The sequence below is a fragment of the Rhizobium sp. PL01 genome (assembly GCF_033447125.1).
Classification (GTDB): Bacteria; Pseudomonadota; Alphaproteobacteria; order Rhizobiales; family Rhizobiaceae; genus Pararhizobium.
In genome coordinates this window covers 142,225-168,660 of the sequence record NZ_JAWQUM010000013.1, presented here as the reverse complement: position 1 = coordinate 168,660, position 26,436 = coordinate 142,225, and the positions used below count along the sequence as shown (strand labels likewise).

Sequence of the window (26,436 nt, the reverse complement as noted above, 5' to 3'; positions counted from 1 at the left end):
CCACATCACGGTAATGCAATTGCCGAGGGTCTGTCGGATCGTCGAGCGGTTCGTAGCCGGACCGACTGGAGATACGCATTGGGCTTGGAACCGACGCACACGAGCCCGCTTGTAGTGCTTATATGCTGAGGCTGCATTCGGGAAGCGTCCACCAATATGTTGAGCTCGCGTATCTCGGTAACGCCGATCCCGCGAGATCGCCAATCACCCAGCCATCGACACGGGTTCGTCCACCCACTGCCAATCGCGGATTTCCGGCATGTCCTGGCCGTGCACGCGAATATATGCCCGGTGCTCAAGCAGTTTGCTGTCCATCACTTGCTTCAACCCGACGCGGACGCTTTTCAGTTCCGGCACCCAATCCAGCACGCTATGCACAATATGGTAACGGTCGAGACCGTTCAGCACAGTCATGTCGAAGGGCGTCGTCGTCGTGCCTTCCTCGTTGTAACCGCGCACATGGATGTTGTTATGATTGGTTCTGCGATAGGTGAGACGATGGATCGTCCAGGGATAGCCGTGGTAAGCGAAGATGACTGGCTTGTCGGTGGTAAACAGCGCGTCGAACTCCTTGTCTGAGAGGCCGTGCGGATGATGCTCTTTTGGCTGCAGCGTCATCAAATCCACGACGTTGATGACCCGGATGGCCAGATCCGGCGCAAGCTCCTTGAGGATCTGCACTGCGGCAAGCGTCTCCAGCGTGGGAACATCGCCGGCACACGCCAACACCACGTCGGGCTCGCTTCCGTTCTTCGTCGAAGCCCAGTCCCAGATGCCTATCCCCGCCCGGCAATGAACGATCGCCTTGTCCATGGACAGCCACTGCCAGGACGGTGGCTTGCCCGCGACGATGATGTTGATCCGATTCCACGTGCGCAGGACATGATCCGTCACGCAGAGCAGCGTGTTCGCATCCGGCGGCAGGTAGACGCGTACGATGTCAGCTTTTTTGTTGAGGGCGACATCGATAAAGCCCGGATCCTGATGGCTGAAACCATTGTGTTCCTGATGCCAGACATGGCTCGATAGAAGATAATTCAGCGACGAGATGGGTCTGCGCCATGGAATATCTTGGCACGCATCCAACCACTTCGCGTGCTGGTTGAACATCGAGTCGACGATGTGAATGAATGCCTCGTAACAGGAAAACAGCCCGTGCCGACCGGTGAGGAGGTAACCTTCCAGCCAGCCCTGACACGTGTGCTCCGACAGGATTTCCATAACTCTGCCGTTGCGGCCAAGATGTACGTCCTCCGGAAGGATCGTTTCCATCCACGCGCGTTCTGTCACTTGAAAGACATCCTGTAGCCGGTTCGACGCGGTCTCGTCAGGACCGACGATCCGGAAGTTCTTGGCAACTTCGTTAAGTTCCATCACGGCTCGCAGGAAATCGCCCATCGCTTTTGTCGATTCGGCTTTCATGGACCCCGGCTGCCCGGTTTCCACTGCGTGATCCTGCAATCCGGGGAGATTGAGAGATTTGCGCAAAAGACCACCATTGGTATGTGGGTTGGCGCTCATCCGGCGCAGGCCTTGCGGCGCCGTTTCCCGGATTGACGCCAAGGGAGCGCCTGCCGCGTCAAACAGCTCTTCGGGCCGGTAGCTTTTCAGCCATTCCTCCAAAAGCCTCAGATGCTCCGGATCTTTCGCGATCCCCGACAGCGGTACCTGATGCGACCGCCAGAACCCTTCGGTCTTCAGGCCATCAACCTGTTTCGGGCCAGTCCAGCCCTTCGGGCTGCGCAAGACGATCATCGGCCATTTGGGACGGGACGACTGTTCAGAGCCGCCCCGCGCGGTATTTTGAATGTCATGAATTTTGTCCATCGCCTGGTCGAGAACAACGGCCATTCGCTCATGCATCAGCGCAGGATCGTGCCCTTCGACAAAGAGCGGCTCATAGCCGTAGCCGATAAATAGCGCGCGCAGTTCGTCCTCGGGTATACGCGCCAGGATGGTGGGATTGGCGATCTTGTAGCCGTTTAAATGCAAAATCGGCAGAACGGCGCCGTCGCGCGCAGGGTTCAAGAATTTGTTCGAATGCCATGCGGCTGCCAGCGGCCCGGTTTCAGCTTCGCCATCGCCGACCACGCAGGCGACGAGGAGATCCGGATTGTCAAAAGCAGCGCCAAAGGCGTGTGAAAGTGCATAGCCGAGTTCGCCGCCCTCATGGATGGATCCGGGGACATCCGGCGCTGCATGGCTGGGTATTCCGCCCGGAAACGAAAACTGTCTGAATAGTTTTCGCATTCCCGCCTCATCGAGCGTGATGTCTGGATAGAGTTCGCTATACGTGCCTTCCAGATAGGTATTGGCGACCATTGCCGGGCCGCCATGGCCAGGCCCGCAGACGTAGACGACGTCCTCGTTGCGTGCTCGGATAATGCGGTTCAGATGTGCGTAGATGAAGCTCAAGCCTGGTGATGTACCCCAGTGGCCTAGGAGCCGTGGTTTGACATGATCGAGCCGAAGTGGTTCGCGCAACAGTGGGTTGTCCATCAAGTATATCTGGCCGATCGTCAGATAATTTGCAGCCCGCCAGTACGCGTCGATGTCGTGCAATTCGCGCTGCGAAAGACGTTTGGATTCAATAGATGCCGTCAGGGGATCGCTCATATTGGCTCCTGGCTTCGCAGACCTGATAATGTGCGTAGGGGCGATTTCGGCTGCGAAGTCGAAACACCGTTCTCGGCGTATCTATCGACGCTAACGCATCAAGCGCACCTTGGGTCCATTCGCGCAAGACGAATACTAAGTTGCAGACACAAAAACTTGCGACCAAGGGTCGCATTTCCGGCGACCGTCCCCTGCGTGCCTGTCGCATCGGCAAGGCGTAGATCCCTGCAATAGATCCGCTAATCTCTGTTCGTCACTGCGACGGCGCGAAGATCGGGAACGAGTGATCCTTCACCATTGACGCGTATATCGGCAGCGTTTGCCTCATCCGTATCGATATGCATCTCGGTTATGGCGTTGGCGCTGACGCGAATGAGCGTCTTGCCAAACACCAGCCCGCGCTCCTCATCGCCGATGTGAACGTCCACGAGCATGCCATCGACAAGGCCCAGGCGATCGGCATCATCCGGGTTGGTATGAATGTGCCGGGCGGCCACAATCAGTCCATCGGTATTGAGGTTCCCGACGGGCCCAATGAGGCGAACCATTGGCGTACCCTCGAGTTTGCCACTATCGCGAACGGGCGCATCAATGCCGAGTGCAAAACCATCCGTTCTTGAGATTTCGACCTGCGTCCGCAGACGCTCGGGGCCGAGGATGGCGACACGCTCCAGGCGACCTTTGGGTCCCTCCAGGACAACGCGCTCGCTGGCCCCCCATTGCCCGGGCTGGCGAAGAGGAACCGCGGGCGTCAATCGGTATCCGGCTCCAAACAAGGTCTCGACGGCTGCTCGGGACAGGTGAACGTGACGGGCCGATACCGCGACAGGGATCGGTTCGGGCACGGTTGCCTTTGGCGTCAATGCAGCGGCTGTCTCCCTGGCGATCATCAATTGCTCGGCAGTCTCGGTGACGATGACCCGCACCTCGCCGCCATAGGCCTGGATCTGCGGGGCAGCGTGATTGGCGAGGTCCACACATTGGTTTCGGTCGTGGTCGAGCCGCAGACCCATGAACTCCAGCCCATCGCAGATGCGCCGACGCATGGACGGGGAGTTCTCGCCGATGCCTCCGGTAAAGACGACCGCATCGAGGCCACCCATCGCCGCCGCATAAGCGCCAATGTATTTCCGGGCACGATAGGCAAACAGTTCGATGGCAAGCTGGGCATCGGTGTCACCTTTTCCGGCCCGCTCTTCGACATCGCGCATGTCGGATGAGCCTGTCAGTCCGATCAGCCCGCTCTGAGAATAAAGAGCGTGCTCTATCTCCGCTATGGAAAGGCCAAGTTGCCGCGACAGAAAGCCGAACAGGCCCGGGTCGACGTCGCCGGAGCGCGTTCCCATTACCAATCCCTCAAGCGGTGTCATGCCCATCGACGTGTCTATGCTCTCCCCACGGTTGACCGCGCACACACTGGCACCATTGCCAAGGTGCACGCTGACGATCTGCAGATCACGCAGCGGTTCGCCAATCTCCTCCGCGGCGCGCATAGCCACATACTTGTGTGAGGTGCCATGAAACCCAAACCGCCGCAGACCGGCATCACGCCAAGCCTTCGGCACGGCGTAAGTCGTTGCACGCGGCGGATTGGTGGCATGAAATGCGGTGTCGAAGACCGCGACCTGAGGAAGATTCGGCCAGACTTCCTTCGCAATGTGCACAGCCAGCAGATTTGCGGGATTGTGCAGCGGCGCCAACGGCGTCAGTGCGTCAATCGCCGTAATCGTTGCTTCATCAAGTACCACTGTGGTTTGGAACTTTGCGCCCCCGTGGACAATCCGGTGGCCGACCGCTTCCAGTTGGGTCACTTGATGGCTATCAAAAATTTGCGGAAGGGCAGTTAAGACAGCTGCAATGTCGCCAAATGGCGCTTCTCCGGTCTCTGCCACACCGTCCTTGGTGATCTTGTAGGAACAGCTCCCGGCCTCAAATTTCTCGTAGGTCGCTTTGAATATCTCGGCCGCCTTTTCTGCAATCTCGAAAACGCCGACCTTCAGGCTGGAACTGCCGCAGTTCAACACAAGAATTTTCACAACGCGCCTTTCGAACCAGTTCGGCTCCGCAGTGTCGGTGGGGTTTCCCGATCTCCAACCTAACATGGTCACGACCGCTGATTGCCGTCGTCACCTCTCCTGTCACGGTGTGAGGGCGACCGTCCGGCTGGAAGCAAACCCATAGCACACCTGATTGAAACTGCCGTGTTCAATCTACGCGAGGAATGAGGAGCCCTGGGCGACTTTGTTGGCTACAGTGGCAACGCGGAAGACGTGAGTTAAGTCCGCAGGGCAAGGATAATCTTTTGAACGAACAAAGTCGGTCTCCTTCACTTGATGATTATTCGCTATTGTCAGGCGAAGCTGTAGCGCGCGCGTTGGGCAGCAATGCCGAGGATGGCCTGAGCAGATCGGAGGCGGCGAGGCTCCTGACTGAATTTGGCCCCAATGAACTGCGGGCGGTATCGCCGATGCCCGCCTGGCGACGCGTATTTGGGCAATTTCGGGATCCGCTCGTTTATCTGCTGCTCGGCGCGATCGTTGTCGCCCTTGTGGCGTGGCTCATCGAAGGCCGAGAGGGTTTGCCGGTAGATGCGATTGTCATCGCCATAGTCGTCGTGGCCAATACCGTTCTCGGTTTCGTGCAGGAAGCCAGGGCCGCGAACGCCGTCGCTGCGCTGGCGCGGATGACGGCTGTGACTTCTTCAGTGCTGCGCGACGGGGAGCGAAGGCGCATCCCGAGCGCCGAGCTGGTCCCGGGCGACATCCTGCTGCTTGAAGAAGGCGACGCCGTTGGCGCCGATGGTCGGCTTCTGCTCTCGGCGAACCTTCGTGTGCAGGAAGCATCGCTCACCGGGGAAAGCGAGGCCGTTTTGAAAGACGCTGCCGCCCTGGACGAGCCCGCACCGCTCGCCGAGCGTTCCTGCATGGTGTTCAAGGGCACTGCGGTCGTTCAGGGGACCGGTCGCGCCGTCATCACCGCTACCGGCATGCAGACCGAGATGGGCGCTATCGCCACCATGCTCGACGCCACGGTGGAGCAGCCGACACCACTGCAGAAGGAGTTGGCGCTGATTGGACGCACACTCGGCATTGCCGTTGCCGTCGTCGCCGTCATCGTGGTCGCCACGGTGCTGCTGGTATCCGATATACAAAGCCCTTCCGAGGTCATCACCGTGCTGCTGCTGGGCGTATCGCTGGCAGTGGCGGCCGTGCCGGAAGGTCTTCCGGCAATCCTGTCTGTCGTACTGGCGCTTGGCGTCCAGCGCATGGCCAAACGCAACGCCATCGTCAAGACGCTCTCGTCGGTGGAGACCCTCGGCTCGGCATCCGTCATCTGCTCCGACAAGACCGGCACCCTCACTCGGTCCGAGATGACGATCGAGCGGATCATGACGGCGTCGGGCGGCAGCCGCGTTACGGGCGTTGGCTATGCGCCGCTAGGCCGCCTGGAGATCGAGGGCGGCGTTGCGCCCGAAGGAGCGCTTCGCGCCGAGCAGATCGTTGTCCTGAGCGGAGGCAGCCTGGCCGGCAATGACGGAAGACGGAGCCTGGGAGATCCAGGGCGATCCAACCGAAGCCGCGTTTCTTGTTGCGGAGCGCAAGCTCGGAGTGGAGGCCCGCCGCCAGCAACGCTTCGAGCGCATCGGCGAAATCCCGTTCAGCTCCGACCGCAAGATGATGTCGACTATCGAGCTCGACCACGAACATGGGGGCGAACGTATCCTCATCACCAAGGGCGCGCCCGACGTGTTGATGCAGCACTGCAATCGCATCCGAATTGGCATGGACGTTGCCCCGTTCGACGGGGCGCAGCGCGCGCGCGCACACGCCGATGTGGAGCGTCTGTCGGACGAGGCGCTGCGCACTTTGGCGGTCGCCTATCGGCCGCTGGAAGCAGATGAAGACCCGCAACCCAGCGAAACGCTGGAGCACGACCTGATTTTTGTCGGCACCGTGGGTATCATCGACCCGCCGCGCGAGGAAGCGGCAGTCGCGATTTTGGCTGCTCACCGCGCCGGCATCCGGGTCATGATGATCACTGGCGACCATCCACGCACCGCGGCGCGCATCGCAGCTTTGCTGGGCTTCGTCGAAAACGGGACGAAGGCGCTGACAGGAGCCGAACTGGACGCCATGGACGACGCGGGTTTCGCGGCTGCGGTTCGTAAGACCTCGGTCTATGCACGCGTCGCGCCCGTCCACAAGCTGCGCATCGTCGATGCGCTTCAGGCAGACGGCAACGTAGTCGCGATGACTGGTGATGGCGTCAACGATGCTCCGGCATTGAAGGCAGCGGATATCGGCGTTGCCATGGGGATCACCGGCACGGAGGTCACCAAGGAGGCGGCCAAGATGATACTGGCCGACGACAATTTCGCCACCATTGTCGAGGCGGTGCGCGAAGGGCGCGCCATCTTCGACAATATCCGCAAGTTCCTCCGCTATCTACTGTCGTCCAACATGGGCGAGGTTCTGACCGTGTTCCTCGGCGTTGTCGGAGCTGGCGTGATCGGGTTGGGTGACGTTGGCGGCGAGTTGGTGCTGCCGTTGCTGGCCACCTAGATCCTCTGGATCAATCTGATCACCGACTCTGGTCCCGCGCTTGCGATGGGCATCGACCCGGAAACCGACGATGTGATGGGGCGTCCACCTCGCAGGGCGAACGAGCGCGCCATCGACGCTCGCATGTGGCGAGGAGTGATCGCAATCGGCCTCGTGATGGCGCTAGCGACGCTTCTCACCATCGATCTTTACCTGCCGGGTGGGTTGATTGAAGGTTCGCAAAGTCTTGATCAGGCTCGAACTGCCGGGTTCACCGTCCTGGTTCTTGCTCAGCTGTTCAATTGCTTCAACGCACGTTCTGAAACTACCAGTGCTTTCCGCCATCTGTTTACGAATCGGTGGCTGTGGGCGGCCATTGGGCTATCAATCTTACTCCAGGTTGCGGTCGTCAACTTCGGACCATTGAATGAGGCGTTCGGGACAGTTCCTCTGCCCCTCGAACAGTGGCTCGTCTGTGTAGCCATCGGCAGCAGCGTCCTTTGGTCCGGCGAGGTCCGCAAATCGGTGCTTCGGCGTTGGGGCAGATGATACAGGCCACCTACCCCAGCCGCGCAACATCCCGACAAGCCAACAAGAAATCGTCGCCTTGCAAGGAATCGAACCGTCAACGACGCGATTTCAATCGAGTGGGATAACAATGGTCTACGGAAGCGGTGGTTTGCGGACGCCTACTCACCTTGCCCCAAGTTTCATAATTGTTCTTATTGAATGATATAGCATTACGATATTCGGTGTGGATAGTTATCGACCCGGCCTGACGAATGTCCGGGCAATATCGATGATGTCATCGCGTGTTGCTGTTGGGTCCTCCTTGTTCCAGGCAATGCCAAGGCCGATCTTGAAGTCCACCCCCCTCACCTTCTTGAGCTCGAAGTTACGGTTTGGAAGGTTCATCGTCCACTCCGGGGCAAAGCCAATGCCGAGACCCGCTGAGACCAGCGACACCAGTGAGAAGGTGTCGTCGCAGCTGTAGGCAATATTTTTAGTCAAATCATATTCCTCGAACTTTTCGGCGAAATACCGCTCGGTGTAGGAGAGGTTACGCCGAGAAAACGAGATGATTTTCTCATTCTTGAGATCATCAATGCTGAGCTCGTCACGCTTGGCAAGAGGACTTCCCTTGGTGACCGCCAGCAGATATCGCTCGTGGGCTATGGAAAAGAAGCGCAACGAACCGATGTTTTCCACCGGGCGAATGAAGCCAAGGTTAATTTGGCCGCTCTCGATATGGCGAATAATATCGTTGGTGGAGCCACTGCAGATATGCATACGGATATCGGGGAATTTCCTTGCAATACGGGCAAGGAAGGGCGGCAGCACGCCAATGGTTGCGGGATAAATGGTACCAATCCTGATCTCGGTGATCTTGCGTCCGGCAATCGAGCGCGTGATCTCCGTACTGAGATCAATTTCGCTCAGGATCCTAACCGCATGGCTATGGAACGCCGCGCCTGCCTTGGTGAGCTGCACCCGCCTTGTCGTGCGTGTAAGCAGCTGGCAGCCGAGCTCCCGCTCCAGCGATTGCACCTGGGTGCTCAGCGCCGGCTGGGCTATATTCACCCTCGCCGCTGCCCGGCCGAAGTGCAGCTCCTCGGCGACTGCGACGAAGTAGGAGAGTTGACGTAATTCCATGAGTGACCCATCCATCGCAGAAACCAACAGACCGCAATTTACATACTATAGTTGATAAACTTGAAGTATGTAAACTGCGATCTTTCCCGCATGGATATGCGCAAGCTCGTCGGTCGGAATTTTGCTCGCCTTCGTCGGGAACAAGGCCTGACTCAAGAGGACATTGAGATGCGATCCGGCTACAGTCAGCAATATCTGAGTGGATTGGAACGCGGACGACGCAACCCAACCGTGATTACATTATATGAACTGGCAAAAGCCCTAGGGGTAAGTCATGTGGAGCTTGTAACACCGGACAAGTGATCCATTGAGCTCCATCGCCTTGAGGGGATAAGAACCGGCGACCCTAATATTGAGTTGGCGACATTTGGGCTAGAGAAACTTAAATTGCCTATGCCCGCCAAAGCAGCGGCGCCTTGATATTTTGTCCCTTATAGGTTACATTGGCGAATGTTTACGATTAGGCGCACCCGCGATTATGCGGACTGGATCAAGAAGCTAAAAGACTTCCGCGCCCAAGCTCGAATTGCCGACCGTATTGACCGGCTGGCGGCAGGAAATCCTGGGGACGTAAAGCCGGTTGGAGACGGCGTGAGTGAACTCCGCGTCAACTATGGGCCTGGCTATCGGGTCTATTTCATCCGCGACGGATCAGTTGTCTATGTTCTTCTCTGCGGTGGCGACAAGAGTACCCAAGATAAAGACATTCGACTGGCCAAAAAGCTAGCGCAGCAATTGAAGGAGTAACGGCATGCCACTTGAGACATTTGAGTACGACTCCGCCGAATTCCTTGGGAGTGAGGAAGCGATTGCGGAATATCTTTTAGCTGCCAGCGAAGATGGCGATGCAAACCATATTGCCCGCGCCCTTGGTGTTGTTGCGCGCGCGCGCGGCATGTCTGATCTTTCTCGAAACACCGGGCTTACGCGACCTGCGCTCTACAGAGCATTGAGCGGGGACGGCAACCCTGAGTTCGGAACGATCGCAAAAGTAGCTGACGCACTTGGTTACAGGCTGAATCTGGTATTGAAATCCGATGACGCATCGACCGTCTCGCCAAAGTAAACGGCACATTCAAGTCTCAGCTAAACACCGCCACTGTTTTTTGCGTAACAAATCGAATAAACCCTTTTCTCACATTAGTATTTGAAGAGACACTAGCCGTTTTCCTCATATTTTCTCGATAAATCAGTTGCTTAGTTATATGTGGCGTAAGCATATTTATGGAACTTTTAAGCATTTATTATCCTACATTAGTACGCGCGATGAAAACAGATCAAGGTGCTGGCATTCATCGCGGAAAGACAAAGCAATCGCTGGATTATCCGCGCAAGCCATCAGCAAACCATGGTTGTCAATAGCGCGAGACGCGCTCGGTGCGGCTGAACTGGTTGCACCACCAGCGGCCTTGTGAGTTGGAAAATATTACGAGCCGGCGGCGGCTGTCGCAGCAGCGTCCTCGCTATCTTTCAATCGCTTCATGCGGCGTTTCAATTCAGTCGACAAATTCGTGCGGTGATAGGGCGACATTTTTCGCCAAGCTTTGATTTCATCCGTCGTCCGGGCGCAGCCCACGCACCATTTGTTGCGCGGATCGAAGTAGCACAGATCGGTGCAAGGCGACACATTCTTCATCATGGACCTTATTTGAGATAGGCACGAATGACGTCGATCAGTTCGGCTGCACCTTCGTCACGTTCTTTCTGAGCCAGACCTTCTGCGGCCAGGTGCATGAGGATATGGTCCTCGATGACTTCGCCCATTAATCCGTTGATAGCTCCACGAGCACCAGCGATCGTTTGCATGACCTCCACGCAACCCTTATCCTCTTCAAGCATCCGCTCGACACCTTCCATCTGACCGCGAATACGGCGTACGCGGTTGATCAATTTCTGCTTTTCGCGGATGGTATGGCTCATGCCGATGCTCCTTCTGTATTGATGTTTTTGGTCAGGCCGCGCGGGCTTCGACTTCCACCGTCACATGCGATAGATCGTGAATAGCCGCAAGCTTTGCGCGGTAATAGGACGGCGCATGTGGGTGATCAACAACGATCGACACAATGGCACCGTGATGACCTGGTCCTAGCTGCCAGATGTGAAGATCAACGATCTCCGCACCTTCCTTGACGAGAATTTCCTGAATCTCTTCTGGAAGATCTTCGCCTTCAGAAACGTAGTCGAGTAAGACACCGCCCGTATCCCGGATCAACCCCCACGACCAGCGCGCAATTACAAAAGCGCCGACAATGCCGATTGTTGGATCGAGCCAGAGCCATCCGTAGAAGCTCGCGAACACGAGCGCGCCGATCGCCAGGACGGAGGTTAGGGCATCGGCCAGCACATGCAAATAGGCGGCGCGAAGGTTCTGATCCTGCCCTACCTTTTGTTTGTGCTCGTGCCCATGGTCGTGCCCATGATGATGATCATCCTTGAGGAGCCATGCGCAGACAAGGTTTACAATCAGGCCAACAACAGCCACGATAATGGCTTCCTTGAAATTGATCGAGACGGGCGACTGGAAGCGCAGAAAGCTTTCCCAGCCGATCAGCAGCGCGATCAGTGCCAGCACCACGGCGCTGGCAAAGCCTGCAAGGTCGCCGAGCTTGCCGGTCCCAAAGGAAAAGCGGCGATTGTTGGCGTGCTTGCGAGCATAGAGATAGGCCAATGCCGCAATGAGCATGGCAGCGGCATGGGTGGACATATGCCAGCCGTCAGCCGTGAGAGCCATCGACCCGAACAGGTTTCCAGCGGCGATCTCCACCACCATCATGGTCGTGGTGATCGCAATCACCAGCCATGTGCGCCGCTCGTTCCGCTCGTGGTTGTCGCCCAGAAAAAGATGCTCATGAGCGGCGTTGAGAGTGCGACGATGGCTATGCTCGGGCGGATGGGGGTGGTCGTGCGTAGGCCCGTGTGATGAACTCATAATCCGAACTCCCTTTCGTATATTATAGGGGGATATACTATATGGCAGATAAACGCAATGGTGCGAAAAGTGAGTTAAATCAGCCAAAATCCTCGTGTGATGGTGGACACGCCGGCTCAAATTGCCATTCGCGCCTGCCTAACCCGACCCTTCATCTGTCGTTCCAGCACATACAGCCAACAAGGGTTCGGTCTCACAATCGCGCGGCTCGCCAATTCACGTTCTTGTATTCAGACAGAAATATACCGATCAAGATCTGAAACCGCCTCGCGATAATACTGGTGAAATTGGGCCACTTTGGCATCCCCTGCGGTCTTACGAGCCCAAGACTCCAGGACAGGCTGTTGTTTTCGCGCGAAATCCATAAGATTAAGCTCCTTGTTGTAACGCAGGAAGGAGACGAACCCGATGACGACGCGTCCAGCAAGCGGCGCTTGAGTCGCCTTGACGACACGTGTCGAGAAGACAGTATCGTGTTTGAACAATAATTCGACGTGCCGCCGAAGTGCCGGCGCTTGCTGCAACAGAGCATTCCTTTCCTCATCAAAATCGCCGCGATCGACTATCTTCTGATCGCGATAAACAACCGGCGCGTCCGCGCTCGTCTCACACTGCCAACCGGCGCGCGGGACGAGCATATCCCTTTGATGATCCTCGTCCTTATAAGCGTAAAAGGGCATGGCTTTGCAGCGTACGGGCTTGTCGATGTGTATCGAACAGAGGTTGTCTCCGGCGAGTTCCGGGCATGGCATCGATGTTGGAATGAAGGAAACAGGCGTGACAAGAAGCAGAGCCGTTTTCTTGGACGGGAGAACGACAGACGCTGAAATACTCCCAGCCGAACGGTAACCACGCGCACCAGGTTTAATCGGGGTGATCGCCATAGCCAGGGGAAATCTGTGAGCGCTTTTCAAAGCTTCATCCACTGTCAGCGGGAGCAAGCCATAGCAGCAGGCACCGCAAGCAGTGCATGAAAACCGCTGTTCAGTCATGCCTGTGCCCCGCAGCACTTCTTATACTTTTTTCCTGAGCCACAGCGGCAGGGCTCGTTGCGACCGATGTTTTCCACCCGCGCTGGTGGCGACTTGGGGTTGATCTCGCTGTCATGGTAGAGCCAGGTACCGTTTACGCTGCGGAAACTCGCCATTTCGACTTGGGAGAACTCGCGTTTCTTGTTTCGATAATGAAACGCGAAGGTGACCGTCCCAGCCGCATCCCCCTCTTGTCCACCCGTCGTATCGCGCACCTCAAAGCCAAGCCATTCGGTGCCGGGCAGCGACCGCTCCATATCCACACGGTTAAATGATTGGGAGGCCTCTTCAGTGATGGTTTGCTCGATGTAATCGAGATCGCCGAGGGTAAACGCTGTATAGCGTGATCGCATGAGAGCCTCAGCTGTCGGAGCGGTCTGCTGTCCGGCGATGTATGGATTGCAACAGGTTGTGAACTCCTCTGTTGAACCGCAGGGGCAGGCTTTGCTTGATAAGCTTTCGAAAACGTCTTGTGACATCGCCTATTGACCTTGGAAAAAGCTTGGCCTCGGGGAAATGCACAAGCCTGTGCAAATTCCTTGGCGTCGCCGTGGTTGCGTCGCTTTGCGACATGTTAATTTGAGCTTTTCAAATGACGGCATAACTGTCGGCTCCGGCCAGATGACATGCCGCCTCTCCGCCGTGAGGCACACGCCGTAGCGGAGGCTCTTCGATCCGGCAGACATCCACCGCCACGGGACAGCGGGTGCTGAAGCGGCAGCCGGGCGGCGGCGAGCTGGGACTGGGTGGATCGCCCGCAAGGATCACCCGCCGACGTGCCTGCTCAATTTTCGGATTCGGGGACGGAACCGCCGAAAGCAGCGCCTGGCTGTAGGGATGTGCCGGAGCGCGGAAAAGGGAACGTGTTTCGCCCGCTTCTGCAATCCGCCCAAGGTACATGACGGTAACGGCGGAGCAGATCTCTCTGATGATCGCGAGATCGTGCGCCACCATGACGATCGTCAGTCCGAGCTGTCCCTGAAGCTGCTTGAACAGGTTGACGATCTGTGCCCGTACGGAAACGTCAAGGGCGCTCAATGGTTCATCGCAGACAAGGATCGATGGACTCAACGCCAACGCCCTGGCGATCGAAACACGCTGGCGCTGACCGCCGGAGAGAGATCGCGGCATGCGGTCGAGAACCGTCTTGGGCAGGGACACGATATCGAGGAGCTCCGCGACCCGGCGATTGCGGTCGGCTGTGGTTCCTGAACGATGGATCAGCAGCGGCTCCTCGAGGGATTGCTTCACGTTTTGACGTCTGCTCAGAGACCCCAGGGGGTCCTGGAAGATGAACTGGATTTCACGGCTGAAAGATTTTCGGTCCGAAGACTGCCATTCTGAACGATCACGGCCCGCGATCCGCACGGTGCCTGCTGTCTCCTTCTGAAGTCCGACAATGGTGCGTGCCAGTGTGGTCTTACCACAACCGGACTCCCCGACGATCCCATGGAAGGTTCCGCGCGGAACCACGAGATCGATGCCGTCGACCGCTCTAACCGCACCGGAACCCGACTGGTTTGCAAAGTGAACCTTCAGGTCCTTCACTTCGATCGCTGCTGTTTCAGACATAGGCGACAAGCTCCGGTTGGCCAAGAACTATGGGACAGGCGACACGATGAGGTTCCCCATCGCCAAACACGGTCTCCAGCACCGGCCTACAGGTCTTGCACCGCGGAATGGAAACCGGACAGCGCGCCTCGAAGCGGCAACCCGTTTCTAGCGTGAGCTGGTTTGGCGGCATGCCGGGTATTTCGTGCGCCGGTCCTCGTTCATCGGACCTAAAGTCGGGTACCGACGCCAGGAGACCTCTCGTATAGGGATGGAGCGGCATGGTCAGGACGTCATCTGCCGACCCCTCTTCTGCCACCTGCCCCGCATAAAGTACGACGACCCTGTCCGCGATCGATGCGACGACGCCGATGTCATGCGTGATCAGGATGATCGCGATGCCGTCGTCCCGCTGGATCTGACGAAGCAGATCGAGGATCTGCGCCTGAACGGTCGCGTCGAGCGCCGTCGTCGGTTCGTCTGCAATCAGCACACGCGGCTTGCCTGCCAGAGCAAGGGCGATCATCACGCGCTGGAGCATGCCGCCGGACAGTTCATGCGGATAGCGGTTGTAGCGGTCTCCCGGGTCCGGTATGCCCGTGCGGGCGAGAAGCGATACGGCTTCGCGTTTGGCCTCGGCCCGTGATAGCCCAGCGAAGCGTTCCGCCTGTGAAGCGAGTTGCGGGCCTATCCTCAGCATCGGGTTGAGGGCACTCATCGGATCCTGGAATATGATGCCGAAGCCGCGACCCCGGAGCAGTGAAAGCTGGCGCGTCGTCATGCCAAGAAGATCGTTGCCATCGATGATCGCCGTTCCGCGCATATCGATAGCTATTCCCTCCGGAAGAAGACCGAGGGGGCCGAGCGTCATGACGGTCTTTCCCGATCCACTTTCCCCAACCACCGCGACGGTCTCGCCGGCGTTCACGGTGAAGGAAACACCGTCCACGGCGCGCACGGATGCGACGGGGGTGTGCAGATCGATGACTAGGTTTTCAACCGAATAGACCTGTTCCCGAGTCATACTGATTTCGCTCCCATTTCTGCCGCGTCACGTTGCCGTTCCTCAGCGGCACGGAGCGCTCGTCGCCGTCGGAGCAAGGTGCCGCGAACAGGCCGTGGCACCTTCTGCAATGCGAAGGCCTCACCCAGAAGATTGAAACTGACCACGACCAGGGTCAGCGCCAGTCCGGGATAGATCACGATCGCCGGGTACTCCTCGATGTAGCTCATGCCATCGACCAGCATCTGCCCCCATTCGGGCGTCGGAGGTGCTACGCCAAGACCCAGAAAGCTCAGCGTTGCGATGGCAAGGACCAGCGCGCCAGCGTCTGCGCTGGCATAGACGACGACCAAAGCCAGAACGTTCGGAAGGATATGCCGTCCGAAAATCCAGAGATGGCTGGCACCCATGACACGGGTCGCCTCGATATAGGGCTGTTGTAGTTCCGCCTTGACCACGGCCCGGCTCATGCGCGCGTAGTTCGCCCACCATGCGAGCGTGAGGGCCGTGATCATGGACCAGTAGCCCGTACCCAGGATTCCGATGAGGGCGAGCGCGATGACCAGACTGGGGAGCGCCAGGGCGATGTCGATCAGGCTGATCAGCACGAGTTCGATCCGACCGCCGATGTAGCCGGCGAGCGAACCGATCACGACACCGATCGCGAGCGCTGCGACCAGAACAATCGCCATCGCGACCAGCGACACCCGAGCGCCGCCAACGATCCGACTGAGCACGTCCCGGCCGAGATAGTCTGTGCCCAGCCAATGGCTCCAGGTCGGCGACTGGAGGGTAGCAGAATAGTCCTGTGCGCCTGAATCGTAGGGCACGAGGCTGGGTCCGAAACAAGCAACGAGGATAAAAAGAAGCACGGGCGTCAAGGCGAGCCAGGGCCAGCCTTTCGCGCTCTGAAGAAGGTTTGAAGTCATGGCTATGATCCTCTCACTCTGCGCATCCGCGGATCCGTCATGATGCAGATGATATCGACGAGGAAGTTCACGAAAACGAAGAAGACGACAAAGAGCAGCAGGACGGCCTGCATGCCGATGAAGTCACGAAAGCGGATAGCATCGATAAAGAAAGATCCGACACCACGCAGAGCAAATACTGTCTCCACCACGATCGATGCGATCATCATCAGTGTGAACTGGGCGCCGAAGGTCGTCAGAAAGGGGACCGCTATGTTCGGCATGGCCTCGCGGACCAGAACCTGAAAGCGGGTGTAGCCTTTGGCAAAACCAGTCGTCGCAAAGGGTCGCGACATCATTTCCTGCAGGTTGACCCGAACGACGCGGCTGAGCACGCAGCCGGGAAACAGAGCTATGGTCACCCAGGGAAGCAGCCAGGATGAGAAGCCGCTCGTTCCGAACGTCGGCACCCAGCCGAGCATGACTGAAAAGACGATGACCAGAAGGGCGGCGACGAAGAAGTTCGGGGTTGATGCACCCACAAGCGAGATGGCATGCAGGATTCGGTCAACCGGTCCACCATTGCTGACCGCGCCCGCCAAGCCGAGTGACAGCGATATCAGCAATGCCAAAACACCGCCGCCAGCGAGCAACGCGGCCGTGACGGGGATGCGGGATGGGAATTCCTGCGCGATTGGCTTGCCCGTACGCAAAGAAACGCCGAAGTCTCCAGTCGCCGCATCTGCCAGCCATCTGCTATAACGGATCGGCAGTGGGGCATTCAATCCGAGTTCGTCGCCGATCCTCTGGATCATCTGCGCATCCGCGCCGGGGCCGGCTGCGCGCTCCGCAATAAGGGCCGCAACATTGCCGGGTGCGGCCGCAACCAACATGAACGTCAGCGCGGACGCTCCCAGTGTCAGGAGACAGGCAAGCAGAAGCCTGCGCCATATCATCTGTTTCATCGAATCTGCCTTTGCCGTCTCATGCGCCCACCCTCGGTGGTAAACTGAAGGTGGGCGTCATGGCTGTGAGGAATGAAGGTAAGCACACGCTCGGGAACATGTGCTCATTTCCGGGCTATGCCTTGCGGGACATGGCCTTGAACGGCATGTCGTAGTCTGTGGCGGGCAGCGAGAAGTTCTCGATGTTCGCTCCATACGCCCACAGTCGTTGTGCGACAACGAGAGGACAGATCGCGGTGTTGTCTGCCAGCCAGTCGTAGATGGCCTGCATCTTCACGTTCCGCTCTGTCCCGCTTGCGCCCAGCGCCGTCTTCACGATGACGTCCAGAGCATCCGAGACGTAGATCTTGCCGTCCGGCCCGCTATCCGCCGTCGAGACGAAAGAGTTGCCAAGCGTTCCATGCGGATCGTAGGGCGCGCCGTAGGTGGTGAAGAAGGCAAGGTCGTATTCGAAAGCGGGACGGCGCTCATGCATCGTCGCATTGTCGACCGACGAGACCTTTACCTGGAAGCCAACCTCGGACAACTGGCCCTGGATCATCTCGGCGATGCGGCGCGAACCCGGCAGGGATTCATCCGACACAAGAAAGTCCAGGGACAGTGGCATACCGCTCTTCGACCATGCGTCGCCGCTTTCCGCCCAGCCGCCTTCCGTCAGGATGGATTTCGCTTTTGCGACGTCACGGGCGGGAACCAGATGGCGCGTTCCAGACGATGGCACGTTTGCCGGAAACAGATCGAAGGTGGGATCCGCAAACCCCTCGAACAGAACCTTTGCCATCGCGGCGCGGTCAATCGAGATTATGATGGCGTCCCGCACCGCCTTATCGGCGACCATCGGTGACTTTGGTGAGAAACCAAGCAGCATCGTGGCGGTGCCGGGTTCGGCCGCAACCTTCATGCCGTCGCTTTCCAGAGCACGGGCACGGCGCGGAGAAAGAGGCGCCACCCAGTCGCCACCGATGACGTCGAGATCGCCGGAGCGAAGACCATTTGCCCGCGCTAGTTCATCCGGAACGACCTTCAGCTCCATGCGGGAAAACAGTGGCTTTTCGCCCCAGTATTTGTCATTGCGCACGAGAACCGTTGCGGATGAATCGAAGCTCTCCACGATCCAGGGTCCGGTCCCGATCGGAGCCGTCTGCTTGCCTTCGGCATCGACGGCCTTGGGGGACAGGAAGCGGACGGGACGCACGATCGTGAATTCGAGAAGGGCTGCAGGAACCGGGCGCTTCAACTTAACAGTCAGTTTGGCCGGACCATCGGTCACGATGCTTTCGAACGCATCGGAGACGCCGATCCAGGAAAAGTCACTCTTGCCCATCCAGCGCTTCAGGTTCCATTCGGCCGACGTCGCATCGAATGGCGTCCCGTCGCTGAAGGTGACGCCTTCGCGTAGATCGAACGCAATCGATAGCTGGTCTTCGGAGACAGCCCATTTGGTGGCGAGACCGGGTTCAAGCTTGCCACCTTGGCCGTAGTGGATCAGCGCATCGAAAACGATGGTGTAAGCGCTGAGCGTGGAGACGTTTTGAAGAAGGTCGAGATCTCCCGTCTCGGCCGCGATTGCGATCTTCAAGGAGCCGTGCGTTTCGGAAAATGCGTTGAGTGGAAAGGCGCTAACAAAGGCCAATCCAGCGGTTCCGGCCAGAAATTTGCGTCGGTCGATCGTGATCATTTGAGTTCCCTTTATATTTGTTTTGACTGCGGTTGAGGTTCCGTGCGCAATCGCAGCAGTGGACTGCGCACGGCTTTCAAAACCTCAGCGTCGGGATAGCCGGCGCGGAGGCAGTTCGCGGCCGGCTACATCACCTTGGTGATGTCTGCGTAGGCTCCGGATGTTTTCAGAATGAGGGTGACGGCGGCGCCCGAACGATTGCGCCAGAACCAGCCATGCTTGCCATCGAATGCGGCTTCCAGTTCGCCGGATGCGCTCGGAACTGCCCTGCCCTTCTCATAGCTGACGGTTTCGCCACCCGTTCCGTCGGCGTGCATGTCGAAGTTTAAAGAGCCACCGTCGGCCGTCCATTCGTAGGCGGCCTTTGCGCTCTTCGACATGGTCATCTTGATCTCCGTCGCTTCACCCGGCTTCAGCGTCACGGACATCTCGTCCTCACGCATTTCCTGGGCGTGAGCGGTTCCAACGATGAACTCCCGGAACAGACGATCCATCAGGGTGGAGCCTTGCTGGGGTGTCGTGCTCGGCGTGGTCGTCGTCGCCGGCAGCTGCATATCCTGCGTCTTCTTGAGGTCGGCCTCTGCTTCTTCGGCAAGCTGGGTTTTGATCTGACCCATTTCGGTCAGACCGAGAACGCGACCTGTTCCCGTCGGATCGATGCCGTATTCCGACGGAAGGACGATGGTGACGAGAATTGCCGCCGCGGCGACGGCGGCGATAACAGTTGATTTCACCAGTTGTTTCGAGGACGGCAGATCGCCAAGTTTGGGAGCTTGAGAATTGAACATCTTTGCATTCCTTTCGATTTAGGCGACGAAGTAGCCGGTGAACTGATATCCGATCAGCACGAACCCGGCAGTCATCATGAGGACGTTGGCAGCATAGGCATGCCGGAGGAAGCTGGGAGTCTTCCGCCAGAAGCTCATGCCGATGAGGATGATCGCGAGCGCGATGAGCTGGCCGATCTCGACGCCGACATTGAAGGCGAGAAGATTGGGCACGAGCCCGTCCTGAGCGATCTCGTATTCGAGGATCTTGGTTGCCAGGCCAAGCCCATGGAAGAAGCCGAAGATCAGCGTTGCGAGCTTTGTGTCCGGCTGGTAGCCAAACCAGCGCTGGAAAGCACCGAGATTGTCGAGCGCCTTATAGACGACCGACAGTCCTATTATCGCATCGATCAGGTAGGAACTGACGTTCCAGCCGTAGTAGACGCCGAGAAGCATCGTGGTGGAATGACCGATGGCAAATAGGCTGACATAGATGCCGATGTGCTTCAGCCTGTAGAGAAAGAAGATCACCCCGAACAGGAACAGCAGGTGATCGTATCCGGTCACCATATGCTTTGCCCCGAGATAGACGAACGGGATCAGATTAACACCCGTGATCTCCTGTATGTATCCCTTGTCGCCTTCGGCGACGGCATGGGCCGCCGCGGTGCTGGCTAGTAGGCATAGAAGCACCACGGCGATGGCGATATGAAGTGCAAGCCGCAGAGGAAAATACCCTCTCCAGCCGCCTTCAAGCGGAAGTAAGTTCATGAAAATTGTCCGTCATTCAGATTTCGGAAAGCTGCCGAGGCAGCCGTTCAGATCCCGAATACCGAGCGTGGGGGACGGTCTATTCCACCGGGAATGCCATCTGCCAGGTTTTTGACCGGACGCAAAAAAACGGCCTCTGCCCTGCGGTAAAGGGAGATATCTGTAACACTCGGGAGACCTGCTTTCTCATGAGTATGATCCCCATGGTGGTGGGCCGTAGGCCCCTGGTCGCTCGAAACGTCAGCGGATGCGCCGTGGGTGTGGCCGGCGTCATCATGATCGTGCACGACACTCGACAGCTCCGCACTCGCAGACTGGTGCAGGCTCGGGGCATGATCGCTGGCAGGCCCTGAAAACGCGAATAAAAATACGGACACGGTCATCGCGAAGACGACCAGCAGTCGAGCAATCCTGTTTTCGAAGCGAACCATCATCGACAGAAGTGTTATCCAGGTTTCAATTAAAAGCAAACTAAGGGAAGCAGAAGTAACTTGACTATATCCCCTCCAGGGGGATAGCACTCAGACCATGACAGATCAAGCGCACATGCACGAAACCCACCCCGACATCATCAAGCGGCTGAAGCGGGCGGAGGGTCACCTTCGCAGTGTGATCGCAATGATCGAGGCGCACCGCCCCTGCGTCGATATCGCCCAGCAGCTTCATGCTGTCGAGAAGGCCGTCTGCCAAGCAAAGAAGACATTGATCCAGGACCATCTAGATCACTGCCTTGAGGATGCAGTCGGCGGCCTCGGCAGCGAGCAGCGTCGCACAATCGAAGAATTCAAGCAGATCACAAAATACTTGTAACGGTGGCATGCCCATGGACCAGTCATTTCTGCTCTCGATCATGGCGACAGGATTTATTGTCGCGTTCGCACACGCCGCGATACCGACCCACTGGCTGCCCTTTGTGCTGGCCGCACGCGGGCAACGCTGGTCCACGCCGAAGGCGCTCGCGGTCGTGGCCCTTTGCGGGCTTGGACACGTGCTGTTCACGACGGTTCTCGGAGTTCTGCTTGTTTGGCTCGGCATTGAAACCAGCAAATGGACAGGGGATATTTTCCCATGGATCGCCGGCGGTGCGCTCATTCTGTTCGGTCTATACTACCTCTCGCGACAATGGCGCGGACAGGGGCATGGGCATCACCATTTCGGCAAGGGGCACAGCCACGAAGGTGAACATGATCACGGACATGGTCATTCGCACGACGCGGGACATAGCCATGCTGTCGGTGGTCACGCCGGGCATGGTCACAACGAAGCAAAGCGTATCGACACTGGCCATGGCGTCCTGATCCTCGACATCTTCGAGGAAGGCGTTCCGCCCCGGTTCCGGGTAAAGCCCGAAGGCAACAGCATGCTGCTTCCTAAGTCAGGCACGCTGTCGGTGGAAACTGTCCGCCCGGACGGTGCACGCCAGACATTTTCCTTCATTGACCATGACGGCTTTCTGGAATCGATCGACGAGATCCCGGAGCCGCACGAATTTCACGCGATACTCACACTCTCGCACGGCAGCCACTCCCACGAACACAAGGTTGAATTCGAAGAGCAGGACAACTGCCCGAACGAGACCGTCGCGGCCACTTTCAGCCAGCCAGCTCTTGCCAGATCGGCGCCCACCAAATCGGATCGCGCAGTGATCCTCGGGCTGCTGACACTTTTGACGTTCTCGCCCTGCGAAGGTTTCCTTCCCGTTTATGTCTCCGGCATCGCCTTCGGTTGGTCCGGGTTCATCCTTCTCAGCGCAATTCTGGCATTTGCGACCATCACTGGCATGGTGGTCTTCACGTGGCTGACTCTGACCGGCATGGAGCGCCTGAAGCTCGGTTTTCTCGAACGCTACGAGAGCGGTATTCTGGGAACGATGATCTTGCTTCTAGGCATTGGCATCATCTTCTTCGGATTTTAGGCGCGCGAAAACGTCGTTCAGGTTGCTCTGCGGACGCAGAAATCATGCCATGTCATCACGAAGGACTCGATCGATCCGCAAATGCTCAACATTCTGACAAATACCACCTACCGCCATCTGTTCCTTGCTCAGGTCATCGCGCTTGTTGGAACAGGCCTCGCCACAGTGGCGTTGGGATTGCTTGCTTTTGATATCGCGGGGGCGGACGCCGGGGCCGTCCTTGGAACCGCGCTTGCGATCAAGATGATCGCCTATGTCGGCGTCGCCCCGATCGCCGCGGCATTCGCGGAACGCCTTCCAAGACGCACGATGCTTGTCAGCCTGGATCTTATCCGCGCGGCTGTAGCCTTGGCGCTGCCCTTCGTCACGCAGATCTGGGAAGTGTATCTCCTGATCTTCATCCTGCAGTCTGCCTCGGCTGCCTTCACCCCGACATTTCAGGCGACGATCCCTGACGTCTTGACGGAGGAGAAGGACTATACACGCGCGCTTTCCCTCTCTCGCCTTGCCTATGACCTGGAAAGCGTGGTGAGCCCGATGCTCGCTGCAGCTCTGCTAACGGTGATCAGCTTTCACAGCCTGTTCGCTGGAACGGTTGTCGGATTTCTGGCCTCGGCGGCGCTTGTCGTCTCCGTGTCGCTACCGACGCCGAAGGCGACCGAACGGCGCAGCATCTATGATCGGACGACACGCGGTCTTCGCATCTACCTTGCCACACCGCGCCTGCGAGGTCTGTTGTCCCTGAACGTAGCCGTCGCGGCTGCCAGCGCCATGGTGATCGTGAACACGGTCGTTCTGGTGCAGGCTGAGTTTGCATTGACACAGCGCGCGACGGCGCTGGCGCTGGCGGCATTTGGTGGAGGATCGATGCTTGCAGCATTGCTGCTTCCCCGGCTTCTCGACAAGGTCGCGGATCGCAAGGCCATGCTGGCTGGTACGACCGTGTTGGTTTTCGGTCTTACTCTTGGCGTCTTTGCGCGGAGCTATACATTGCTTCTGCCGATCTGGGTCGTGCTCGGCATCGGATACTCTCTGGCGCAGACGCCGTCCGGCCGGCTGTTGCGTCGTTCGTCACAGCCCGAAGATCGCCCAGCGCTTTTTGCAGCCCAATTTGCGCTGTCGCATGCCTGCTGGCTCGTGACATACCCCATCGCGGGCTGGCTCGGAGCGAAAGTCGGCTTGACGTTTACGTTCGCATCGCTCGCGATCATCGCCGCAGTCGCGCTTGTCGCTGCAACGCGCCTATGGCCTGCCAATGACCCGGATGAAATCGAACACATCCACGATTCGCTTGATCCCGACCATCCACACGTTGTGGGCGCTGAACCGGTTACGGGTGGCCACCGCCATGCCCATGCCTTCGTCATCGATAGCCATCATGTTGAATGGCCGCGTGTTGGATGACCGATCTCGCCGTCTATTTCGGGCTTTTTCTGACCGCGCTTGCTGCAGCCACGATCCTGCCGATGCAGTCCGAGGCAGTCCTGGTGGGGCTCCTCATATTGGACAGCCAACCCGTCTGGCTTTTAATCACCGTCGCAAGCGTCGGCAACGTCCTTGGGGCCGTCATCAACTGGGAGCTTGGCCGCGGCGTCGAGCGCTTACGAGGCAAAAAATGGTTTCCGGCGAGCGCGAAGACACTGGACCGGGCAGCTCTCTGGTATCGTCGCTATGGCAAGTGGTCACTCCTGTTTTGCTGGCTGCCGATCGTGGGTGATCCGCTTACGGTTGTCGCGGGCATCCTGAAAGAGCCATTCGGGACATTTCTGATCCTGGTCACCATCGCCAAGGTCGCACGCTATCTGGTCCTGACGGCGATTACACTCAGCTGGACGTAGCGTTTCAGTCGTGGCTCATATGCAAATGTCAGCCTGCGAAAAATCATTCATCCATGTCTTGCTCCTCTAGCCGCTAGAGGATGTAATGTACGCCAAGTGATGCGAGGGATGCCGGAGATGAGCAAGAAGGCAGTGCAGACAGGAGGGATAGTCTGATGCGCATGAGCCACCCTCACGACGAAAAAGGTGGCTATAGTCACCTCGGAGGTGATCGAAGCAGAGCTGGGAGTGCGGACGCCCGCTCAGAGCATGATCAGCGCCATGAAGGACATGACCACGCGCATGCCCCGACGAATTTCGGGAAGGCATTTGCAATCGGCATCATTCTCAACACGGTATTCGTTGCCATCGAGGCTGGATACGGACTGTACGCGAACTCGATGGCCCTTCTCGCCGATGCCGGGCACAATCTCTCCGACGTCCTCGGCCTGATCGTCGCATGGATCGCGGTTGCACTCGCCAAACGCAAGCCAACGGGAAAGTACACCTACGGACTCGGTGCGTCGTCGATCCTGGCAGCGTTGGCCAATGCGATGCTGCTGCTGGTGGCCGTAGGTGCGATTGCCTGGGAGGCCGTAGGCCGCTTCTGGGATCCCGCACCGGTCACGGGCGGAACGGTTATGATCGTTGCTGGGATTGGCATCCTGATTAACGGTGTCACGGCGTACCTCTTCTCCTCGGGCAGCAAAGGTGATCTGAACATCCGCGGCGCATATCTGCATATGGCAGCCGACGCCGCCGTGTCTGGTGGCGTGGTCGCCGCGGGCCTTTTCATCCTCCAGACGGGATGGGCATGGATCGATCCCGCCGTGAGCCTGGTCATCGTCGTGGTAATCCTGTGGAGTACCTGGGGTCTGTTAAAAGGCAGCGTGGCGATGTCGTTGAACGCCGTTCCGGACGGCATCGATGCCGCGGGCGTCCGAGACTATCTGGTTGGCCTACCCGGCGTCTCTGACCTGCACGACCTTCACATATGGCCGATGAGTACATCGGAAACGGCGCTGACGGCCCATCTGGTGGTGCCTGCTGGAACATCCGGTGACCAGTTTTTGGTTGACGCCCGCACGACACTGCTGGAGCGCTACCGGATCCATCACGCGACCCTGCAGGTCGAGGCCGGAAACATGGATTGCTCGCTCGCGCCCACCAATGTCGTTTGAAGTCCAAGCGGGTTCCCCATCTTCGATCGCAGAGCGCTGTGATGATCCGGCCGGCTCTCGACCTTGGATCTGGTGGAGGGTTCCTTATTGGAGTGACTCGATATCGCTTGGAAGACGCCGAATGAGGCAACACTGACAGCTGCCGCGCAGCGCACCGCATGGACGCCGCTTTTCGGCGCGTGGATAGTCGCCCTGCTTGCGACCCTTGGTAAGCTTTTCATCGGCGAAGTCATGGGCAGTTGCCCTGCGATCTCTGCTGACAACAGCCTGGTCATGCCGCACTCTCCGGTCCTGGGGCCGGACGCCGCCCCGGCCATGATCGTCGAGTTCTTCGATCCGTCCTGCGAGACGTGCAGCGCCTTCTATCTGATCGTGAAACAAATCATGGAAGCGTCGGGCGGCTCGTGTTGCGCAATAATCCGCTGCACGAAGGCTCCGGCCAGGCCGTCAGTATTCTAGAAGCCGCCAGGAAGCAGGACAAGTTCCAGCCGGTCCTTGAGGCTCTGTTTGCCAAACAGCTATTATAGGCCGTTCATGGTGCGCCAGACATCGAGAAGGCTTGGCAGATCGCTGCGGGCGCGGGTCTGGACCTTGAGGCCGCCCGCAAAGGCGCCAACACCCGCAAAGTGAACGCCTTGGTGGTGCAGGACGTCGCTGAAGTGAAGGCCAACCGCGTCGAGTAGACACCGACCATTTTTTGTGAACGGAAAGCCGCTGTCCGAGTTCAGCCCCCCAGCGCCTTTATGACCTGGTCAAGCCCGAAACGCAGACCACCAGGCCCGGCTCATGAACCACGCCTGCCAGTCGACATCTCAGCGACGAGCCGACTATTGCACAATGTATACCTTAGCGGATGGGGTATCACTGCGACGTGAGTGTCAATTTATCTCGCTATGCGTATAACAATGAGTGAAACCGTATGAGCGAGCGTCTATTCTGTGACTCTGAGAGCAACCATCATCTTTCTGGGAACCGCCGCCATAGCTTATGTCGCCATTGCGAGCGTATTCTTTATTCTCTGCAAAACGACGGGACATTTCTCGCTCGAAGCCGTGGCGGGGTTCACGGCGTCGGTGGTTCTCCCCATCGCCCTTGGCATTGAAGGAAGCC

26 protein-coding genes and 2 pseudogenes are annotated in these 26,436 nt (G+C 58.2%); 13 read left to right on the top strand and 15 right to left on the bottom strand.

The features are described from left to right. Nucleotides 1–204: 204 nt before the first annotated feature. Both R6X40_RS26515 and R6X40_RS26510 read right to left on the bottom strand, forming a co-directional pair. Complete coding sequence (locus R6X40_RS26515; protein WP_318417581.1) at nucleotides 205–2,616, bottom strand: phosphoketolase family protein; 2,412 nt, start codon at nucleotides 2,614–2,616, stop codon at nucleotides 205–207. A gap of 239 nt (nucleotides 2,617–2,855) precedes the next feature. Next, the gene (locus tag R6X40_RS26510) at nucleotides 2,856–4,652 is read right to left on the bottom strand and encodes an acetate/propionate family kinase (protein WP_318417580.1); all 1,797 of its coding nucleotides are present in this window, start codon (nucleotides 4,650–4,652) and stop codon (nucleotides 2,856–2,858) included. Between the two features lie 185 nt (nucleotides 4,653–4,837). Here R6X40_RS26510 and R6X40_RS26505 point away from each other — a divergent pair. The 4 genes and pseudogenes from R6X40_RS26505 to R6X40_RS26490 all read left to right on the top strand — a co-directional run. Further along, nucleotides 4,838–5,953: pseudogene (locus tag R6X40_RS26505) on the top strand (HAD-IC family P-type ATPase); the annotation flags it as partial. 193 nt (nucleotides 5,954–6,146) lie between these two features. Next, nucleotides 6,147–6,329, top strand: a pseudogene (locus R6X40_RS26500) (hypothetical protein); the annotation flags it as partial. A gap of 69 nt (nucleotides 6,330–6,398) precedes the next feature. Then, nucleotides 6,399–7,178, top strand: coding sequence for an HAD-IC family P-type ATPase (locus R6X40_RS26495; RefSeq protein WP_318417653.1), 780 nt, complete (start codon nucleotides 6,399–6,401; stop codon nucleotides 7,176–7,178). Between the two features lie 45 nt (nucleotides 7,179–7,223). Then, entirely contained in the window at nucleotides 7,224–7,706 is a 483-nt protein-coding gene (locus R6X40_RS26490) for a cation-translocating P-type ATPase C-terminal domain-containing protein (RefSeq protein WP_318417579.1), read from the top strand. Nucleotides 7,707–7,919: 213 nt separating this feature from the next. Here the strand turns inward: R6X40_RS26490 and R6X40_RS26485 are convergent, their stop codons facing one another. Next, complete coding sequence (locus R6X40_RS26485; protein ID WP_318417577.1) at nucleotides 7,920–8,810, bottom strand: LysR family transcriptional regulator; 891 nt, start codon at nucleotides 8,808–8,810, stop codon at nucleotides 7,920–7,922. Nucleotides 8,811–8,900: 90 nt separating this feature from the next. On the opposite strand from R6X40_RS26485, the gene R6X40_RS26480 reads away from it, so the two are divergent. The 3 genes from R6X40_RS26480 (at nucleotide 8,901) to R6X40_RS26470 (ending at nucleotide 9,876) form a co-directional block, all read left to right on the top strand. After that, nucleotides 8,901–9,113 carry a helix-turn-helix transcriptional regulator gene (locus R6X40_RS26480; RefSeq protein ID WP_318417576.1) on the top strand — a complete coding sequence of 71 codons (213 nt, stop codon included), beginning with the start codon at nucleotides 8,901–8,903 and terminating at the stop codon, nucleotides 9,111–9,113. Between the two features lie 147 nt (nucleotides 9,114–9,260). Next, on the top strand, nucleotides 9,261–9,557 hold the full coding sequence (locus R6X40_RS26475) for a type II toxin-antitoxin system RelE/ParE family toxin (RefSeq protein WP_318417574.1): 297 nt from the start codon (nucleotides 9,261–9,263) through the stop codon (nucleotides 9,555–9,557). Nucleotides 9,558–9,561: 4 nt separating this feature from the next. After that, nucleotides 9,562–9,876: an addiction module antidote protein gene (locus R6X40_RS26470; protein ID WP_318417573.1), complete on the top strand. Its 315-nt coding sequence runs from the start codon at nucleotides 9,562–9,564 to the stop codon at nucleotides 9,874–9,876. Between the two features lie 360 nt (nucleotides 9,877–10,236). Here the strand turns inward: R6X40_RS26470 and R6X40_RS26465 are convergent, their stop codons facing one another. From R6X40_RS26465 to R6X40_RS26410, 12 genes are all read right to left on the bottom strand, one after another. After that, on the bottom strand, nucleotides 10,237–10,449 hold the full coding sequence (locus R6X40_RS26465) for a DUF1289 domain-containing protein (protein WP_318417572.1): 213 nt from the start codon (nucleotides 10,447–10,449) through the stop codon (nucleotides 10,237–10,239). Between the two features lie 5 nt (nucleotides 10,450–10,454). After that, complete coding sequence (locus R6X40_RS26460; protein ID WP_318417571.1) at nucleotides 10,455–10,730, bottom strand: metal/formaldehyde-sensitive transcriptional repressor; 276 nt, start codon at nucleotides 10,728–10,730, stop codon at nucleotides 10,455–10,457. A 31-nt stretch (nucleotides 10,731–10,761) separates the two neighbouring features. After that, entirely contained in the window at nucleotides 10,762–11,739 is a 978-nt protein-coding gene (gene dmeF / locus R6X40_RS26455; RefSeq protein ID WP_412178470.1) for a CDF family Co(II)/Ni(II) efflux transporter DmeF, read from the bottom strand. A 230-nt stretch (nucleotides 11,740–11,969) separates the two neighbouring features. Further along, a complete protein-coding gene (locus R6X40_RS26450) occupies nucleotides 11,970–12,731 on the bottom strand; it encodes a YkgJ family cysteine cluster protein (protein WP_318417568.1) in 762 nt (253 codons plus the stop codon). After that, the gene (locus R6X40_RS26445; protein WP_318417567.1) at nucleotides 12,728–13,249 is read right to left on the bottom strand and encodes a YchJ family protein; all 522 of its coding nucleotides are present in this window, start codon (nucleotides 13,247–13,249) and stop codon (nucleotides 12,728–12,730) included. The genes R6X40_RS26450 and R6X40_RS26445 overlap by 4 nt, the downstream gene beginning before the upstream one ends. Before the next feature lie 109 nt (nucleotides 13,250–13,358). Beyond that, entirely contained in the window at nucleotides 13,359–14,342 is a 984-nt protein-coding gene (locus tag R6X40_RS26440) for an ABC transporter ATP-binding protein (RefSeq protein WP_318417565.1), read from the bottom strand. After that, nucleotides 14,335–15,345, bottom strand: coding sequence for an ABC transporter ATP-binding protein (locus R6X40_RS26435; RefSeq protein WP_318417563.1), 1,011 nt, complete (start codon nucleotides 15,343–15,345; stop codon nucleotides 14,335–14,337). Before R6X40_RS26435 ends, R6X40_RS26440 begins: the two co-directional genes overlap by 8 nt. Continuing rightward, a complete protein-coding gene (locus R6X40_RS26430) occupies nucleotides 15,342–16,253 on the bottom strand; it encodes an ABC transporter permease (RefSeq protein WP_318417562.1) in 912 nt (303 codons plus the stop codon). Before R6X40_RS26430 ends, R6X40_RS26435 begins: the two co-directional genes overlap by 4 nt. 2 nt (nucleotides 16,254–16,255) lie before the next feature. Further along, nucleotides 16,256–17,197, bottom strand: a complete 942-nt coding sequence (locus tag R6X40_RS26425) for an ABC transporter permease (protein ID WP_318417561.1) — start codon at nucleotides 17,195–17,197, stop codon at nucleotides 16,256–16,258. A 115-nt stretch (nucleotides 17,198–17,312) separates the two neighbouring features. Continuing rightward, a complete protein-coding gene (locus R6X40_RS26420) occupies nucleotides 17,313–18,875 on the bottom strand; it encodes an ABC transporter substrate-binding protein (protein ID WP_318417559.1) in 1,563 nt (520 codons plus the stop codon). A 125-nt stretch (nucleotides 18,876–19,000) separates the two neighbouring features. Beyond that, nucleotides 19,001–19,663 carry a transmembrane anchor protein gene (locus tag R6X40_RS26415; protein WP_318417557.1) on the bottom strand — a complete coding sequence of 221 codons (663 nt, stop codon included), beginning with the start codon at nucleotides 19,661–19,663 and terminating at the stop codon, nucleotides 19,001–19,003. An 18-nt stretch (nucleotides 19,664–19,681) separates the two neighbouring features. After that, entirely contained in the window at nucleotides 19,682–20,413 is a 732-nt protein-coding gene (locus R6X40_RS26410) for a HupE/UreJ family protein (protein WP_318417556.1), read from the bottom strand. Nucleotides 20,414–20,941: 528 nt separating this feature from the next. Between R6X40_RS26410 and R6X40_RS26405 the strand changes: the two genes are divergently transcribed. The 6 genes from R6X40_RS26405 to R6X40_RS31695 all read left to right on the top strand — a co-directional run bounded on the left by R6X40_RS26405 (nucleotide 20,942) and on the right by R6X40_RS31695 (nucleotide 25,785). Then, entirely contained in the window at nucleotides 20,942–21,223 is a 282-nt protein-coding gene (locus R6X40_RS26405) for a metal-sensing transcriptional repressor (RefSeq protein WP_318417554.1), read from the top strand. 13 nt (nucleotides 21,224–21,236) lie between these two features. Beyond that, complete coding sequence (locus R6X40_RS26400) at nucleotides 21,237–22,328, top strand: hypothetical protein (protein WP_318417553.1); 1,092 nt, start codon at nucleotides 21,237–21,239, stop codon at nucleotides 22,326–22,328. Between the two features lie 81 nt (nucleotides 22,329–22,409). Beyond that, nucleotides 22,410–23,732 carry an MFS transporter gene (locus tag R6X40_RS26395; protein ID WP_318417551.1) on the top strand — a complete coding sequence of 441 codons (1,323 nt, stop codon included), beginning with the start codon at nucleotides 22,410–22,412 and terminating at the stop codon, nucleotides 23,730–23,732. Further along, the gene (locus tag R6X40_RS26390) at nucleotides 23,729–24,166 is read left to right on the top strand and encodes a YqaA family protein (RefSeq protein WP_318417549.1); all 438 of its coding nucleotides are present in this window, start codon (nucleotides 23,729–23,731) and stop codon (nucleotides 24,164–24,166) included. The genes R6X40_RS26395 and R6X40_RS26390 overlap by 4 nt, the downstream gene beginning before the upstream one ends. A gap of 161 nt (nucleotides 24,167–24,327) precedes the next feature. Beyond that, the gene (locus tag R6X40_RS26385) at nucleotides 24,328–25,326 is read left to right on the top strand and encodes a cation diffusion facilitator family transporter (RefSeq protein WP_412178469.1); all 999 of its coding nucleotides are present in this window, start codon (nucleotides 24,328–24,330) and stop codon (nucleotides 25,324–25,326) included. A gap of 231 nt (nucleotides 25,327–25,557) precedes the next feature. Beyond that, a complete protein-coding gene (locus R6X40_RS31695; protein WP_412178465.1) occupies nucleotides 25,558–25,785 on the top strand; it encodes a thioredoxin domain-containing protein in 228 nt (75 codons plus the stop codon). Nucleotides 25,786–26,436: the final 651 nt, after the last annotated feature.

What these genes read in the sequence shown, in the direction of transcription:
- R6X40_RS26515 (WP_318417581.1), bottom strand. Translation starts at nt 2,616, where the DNA reads ATGAGCGATCCCCTGACGGCATCTATTGAATCCAAACGTCTTTCGCAG.
- R6X40_RS26495 (WP_318417653.1), top strand. Translation starts at nt 6,399, where the DNA reads ATGGACGTTGCCCCGTTCGACGGGGCGCAGCGCGCGCGCGCACACGCC.
- R6X40_RS26490 (WP_318417579.1), top strand. Translation starts at nt 7,224, where the DNA reads ATGGGCATCGACCCGGAAACCGACGATGTGATGGGGCGTCCACCTCGC.
- R6X40_RS26485 (WP_318417577.1), bottom strand. Translation starts at nt 8,810, where the DNA reads ATGGAATTACGTCAACTCTCCTACTTCGTCGCAGTCGCCGAGGAGCTG.
- R6X40_RS26480 (WP_318417576.1), top strand. Translation starts at nt 8,901, where the DNA reads ATGGATATGCGCAAGCTCGTCGGTCGGAATTTTGCTCGCCTTCGTCGG.
- R6X40_RS26475 (WP_318417574.1), top strand. Translation starts at nt 9,261, where the DNA reads ATGTTTACGATTAGGCGCACCCGCGATTATGCGGACTGGATCAAGAAG.
- R6X40_RS26470 (WP_318417573.1), top strand. Translation starts at nt 9,562, where the DNA reads ATGCCACTTGAGACATTTGAGTACGACTCCGCCGAATTCCTTGGGAGT.
- R6X40_RS26465 (WP_318417572.1), bottom strand. Translation starts at nt 10,449, where the DNA reads ATGATGAAGAATGTGTCGCCTTGCACCGATCTGTGCTACTTCGATCCG.
- R6X40_RS26460 (WP_318417571.1), bottom strand. Translation starts at nt 10,730, where the DNA reads ATGAGCCATACCATCCGCGAAAAGCAGAAATTGATCAACCGCGTACGC.
- dmeF (WP_412178470.1), bottom strand. Translation starts at nt 11,739, where the DNA reads ATGAGTTCATCACACGGGCCTACGCACGACCACCCCCATCCGCCCGAG.
- R6X40_RS26450 (WP_318417568.1), bottom strand. Translation starts at nt 12,731, where the DNA reads ATGACTGAACAGCGGTTTTCATGCACTGCTTGCGGTGCCTGCTGCTAT.
- R6X40_RS26445 (WP_318417567.1), bottom strand. Translation starts at nt 13,249, where the DNA reads ATGTCACAAGACGTTTTCGAAAGCTTATCAAGCAAAGCCTGCCCCTGC.
- R6X40_RS26440 (WP_318417565.1), bottom strand. Translation starts at nt 14,342, where the DNA reads ATGTCTGAAACAGCAGCGATCGAAGTGAAGGACCTGAAGGTTCACTTT.
- R6X40_RS26435 (WP_318417563.1), bottom strand. Translation starts at nt 15,345, where the DNA reads ATGACTCGGGAACAGGTCTATTCGGTTGAAAACCTAGTCATCGATCTG.
- R6X40_RS26430 (WP_318417562.1), bottom strand. Translation starts at nt 16,253, where the DNA reads ATGACTTCAAACCTTCTTCAGAGCGCGAAAGGCTGGCCCTGGCTCGCC.
- R6X40_RS26425 (WP_318417561.1), bottom strand. Translation starts at nt 17,197, where the DNA reads ATGAAACAGATGATATGGCGCAGGCTTCTGCTTGCCTGTCTCCTGACA.
- R6X40_RS26420 (WP_318417559.1), bottom strand. Translation starts at nt 18,875, where the DNA reads ATGATCACGATCGACCGACGCAAATTTCTGGCCGGAACCGCTGGATTG.
- R6X40_RS26415 (WP_318417557.1), bottom strand. Translation starts at nt 19,663, where the DNA reads ATGTTCAATTCTCAAGCTCCCAAACTTGGCGATCTGCCGTCCTCGAAA.
- R6X40_RS26410 (WP_318417556.1), bottom strand. Translation starts at nt 20,413, where the DNA reads ATGAACTTACTTCCGCTTGAAGGCGGCTGGAGAGGGTATTTTCCTCTG.
- R6X40_RS26405 (WP_318417554.1), top strand. Translation starts at nt 20,942, where the DNA reads ATGACAGATCAAGCGCACATGCACGAAACCCACCCCGACATCATCAAG.
- R6X40_RS26400 (WP_318417553.1), top strand. Translation starts at nt 21,237, where the DNA reads ATGGACCAGTCATTTCTGCTCTCGATCATGGCGACAGGATTTATTGTC.
- R6X40_RS26395 (WP_318417551.1), top strand. Translation starts at nt 22,410, where the DNA reads ATGCTCAACATTCTGACAAATACCACCTACCGCCATCTGTTCCTTGCT.
- R6X40_RS26390 (WP_318417549.1), top strand. Translation starts at nt 23,729, where the DNA reads ATGACCGATCTCGCCGTCTATTTCGGGCTTTTTCTGACCGCGCTTGCT.
- R6X40_RS26385 (WP_412178469.1), top strand. Translation starts at nt 24,328, where the DNA reads ATGAGCCACCCTCACGACGAAAAAGGTGGCTATAGTCACCTCGGAGGT.
- R6X40_RS31695 (WP_412178465.1), top strand. Translation starts at nt 25,558, where the DNA reads ATGGGCAGTTGCCCTGCGATCTCTGCTGACAACAGCCTGGTCATGCCG.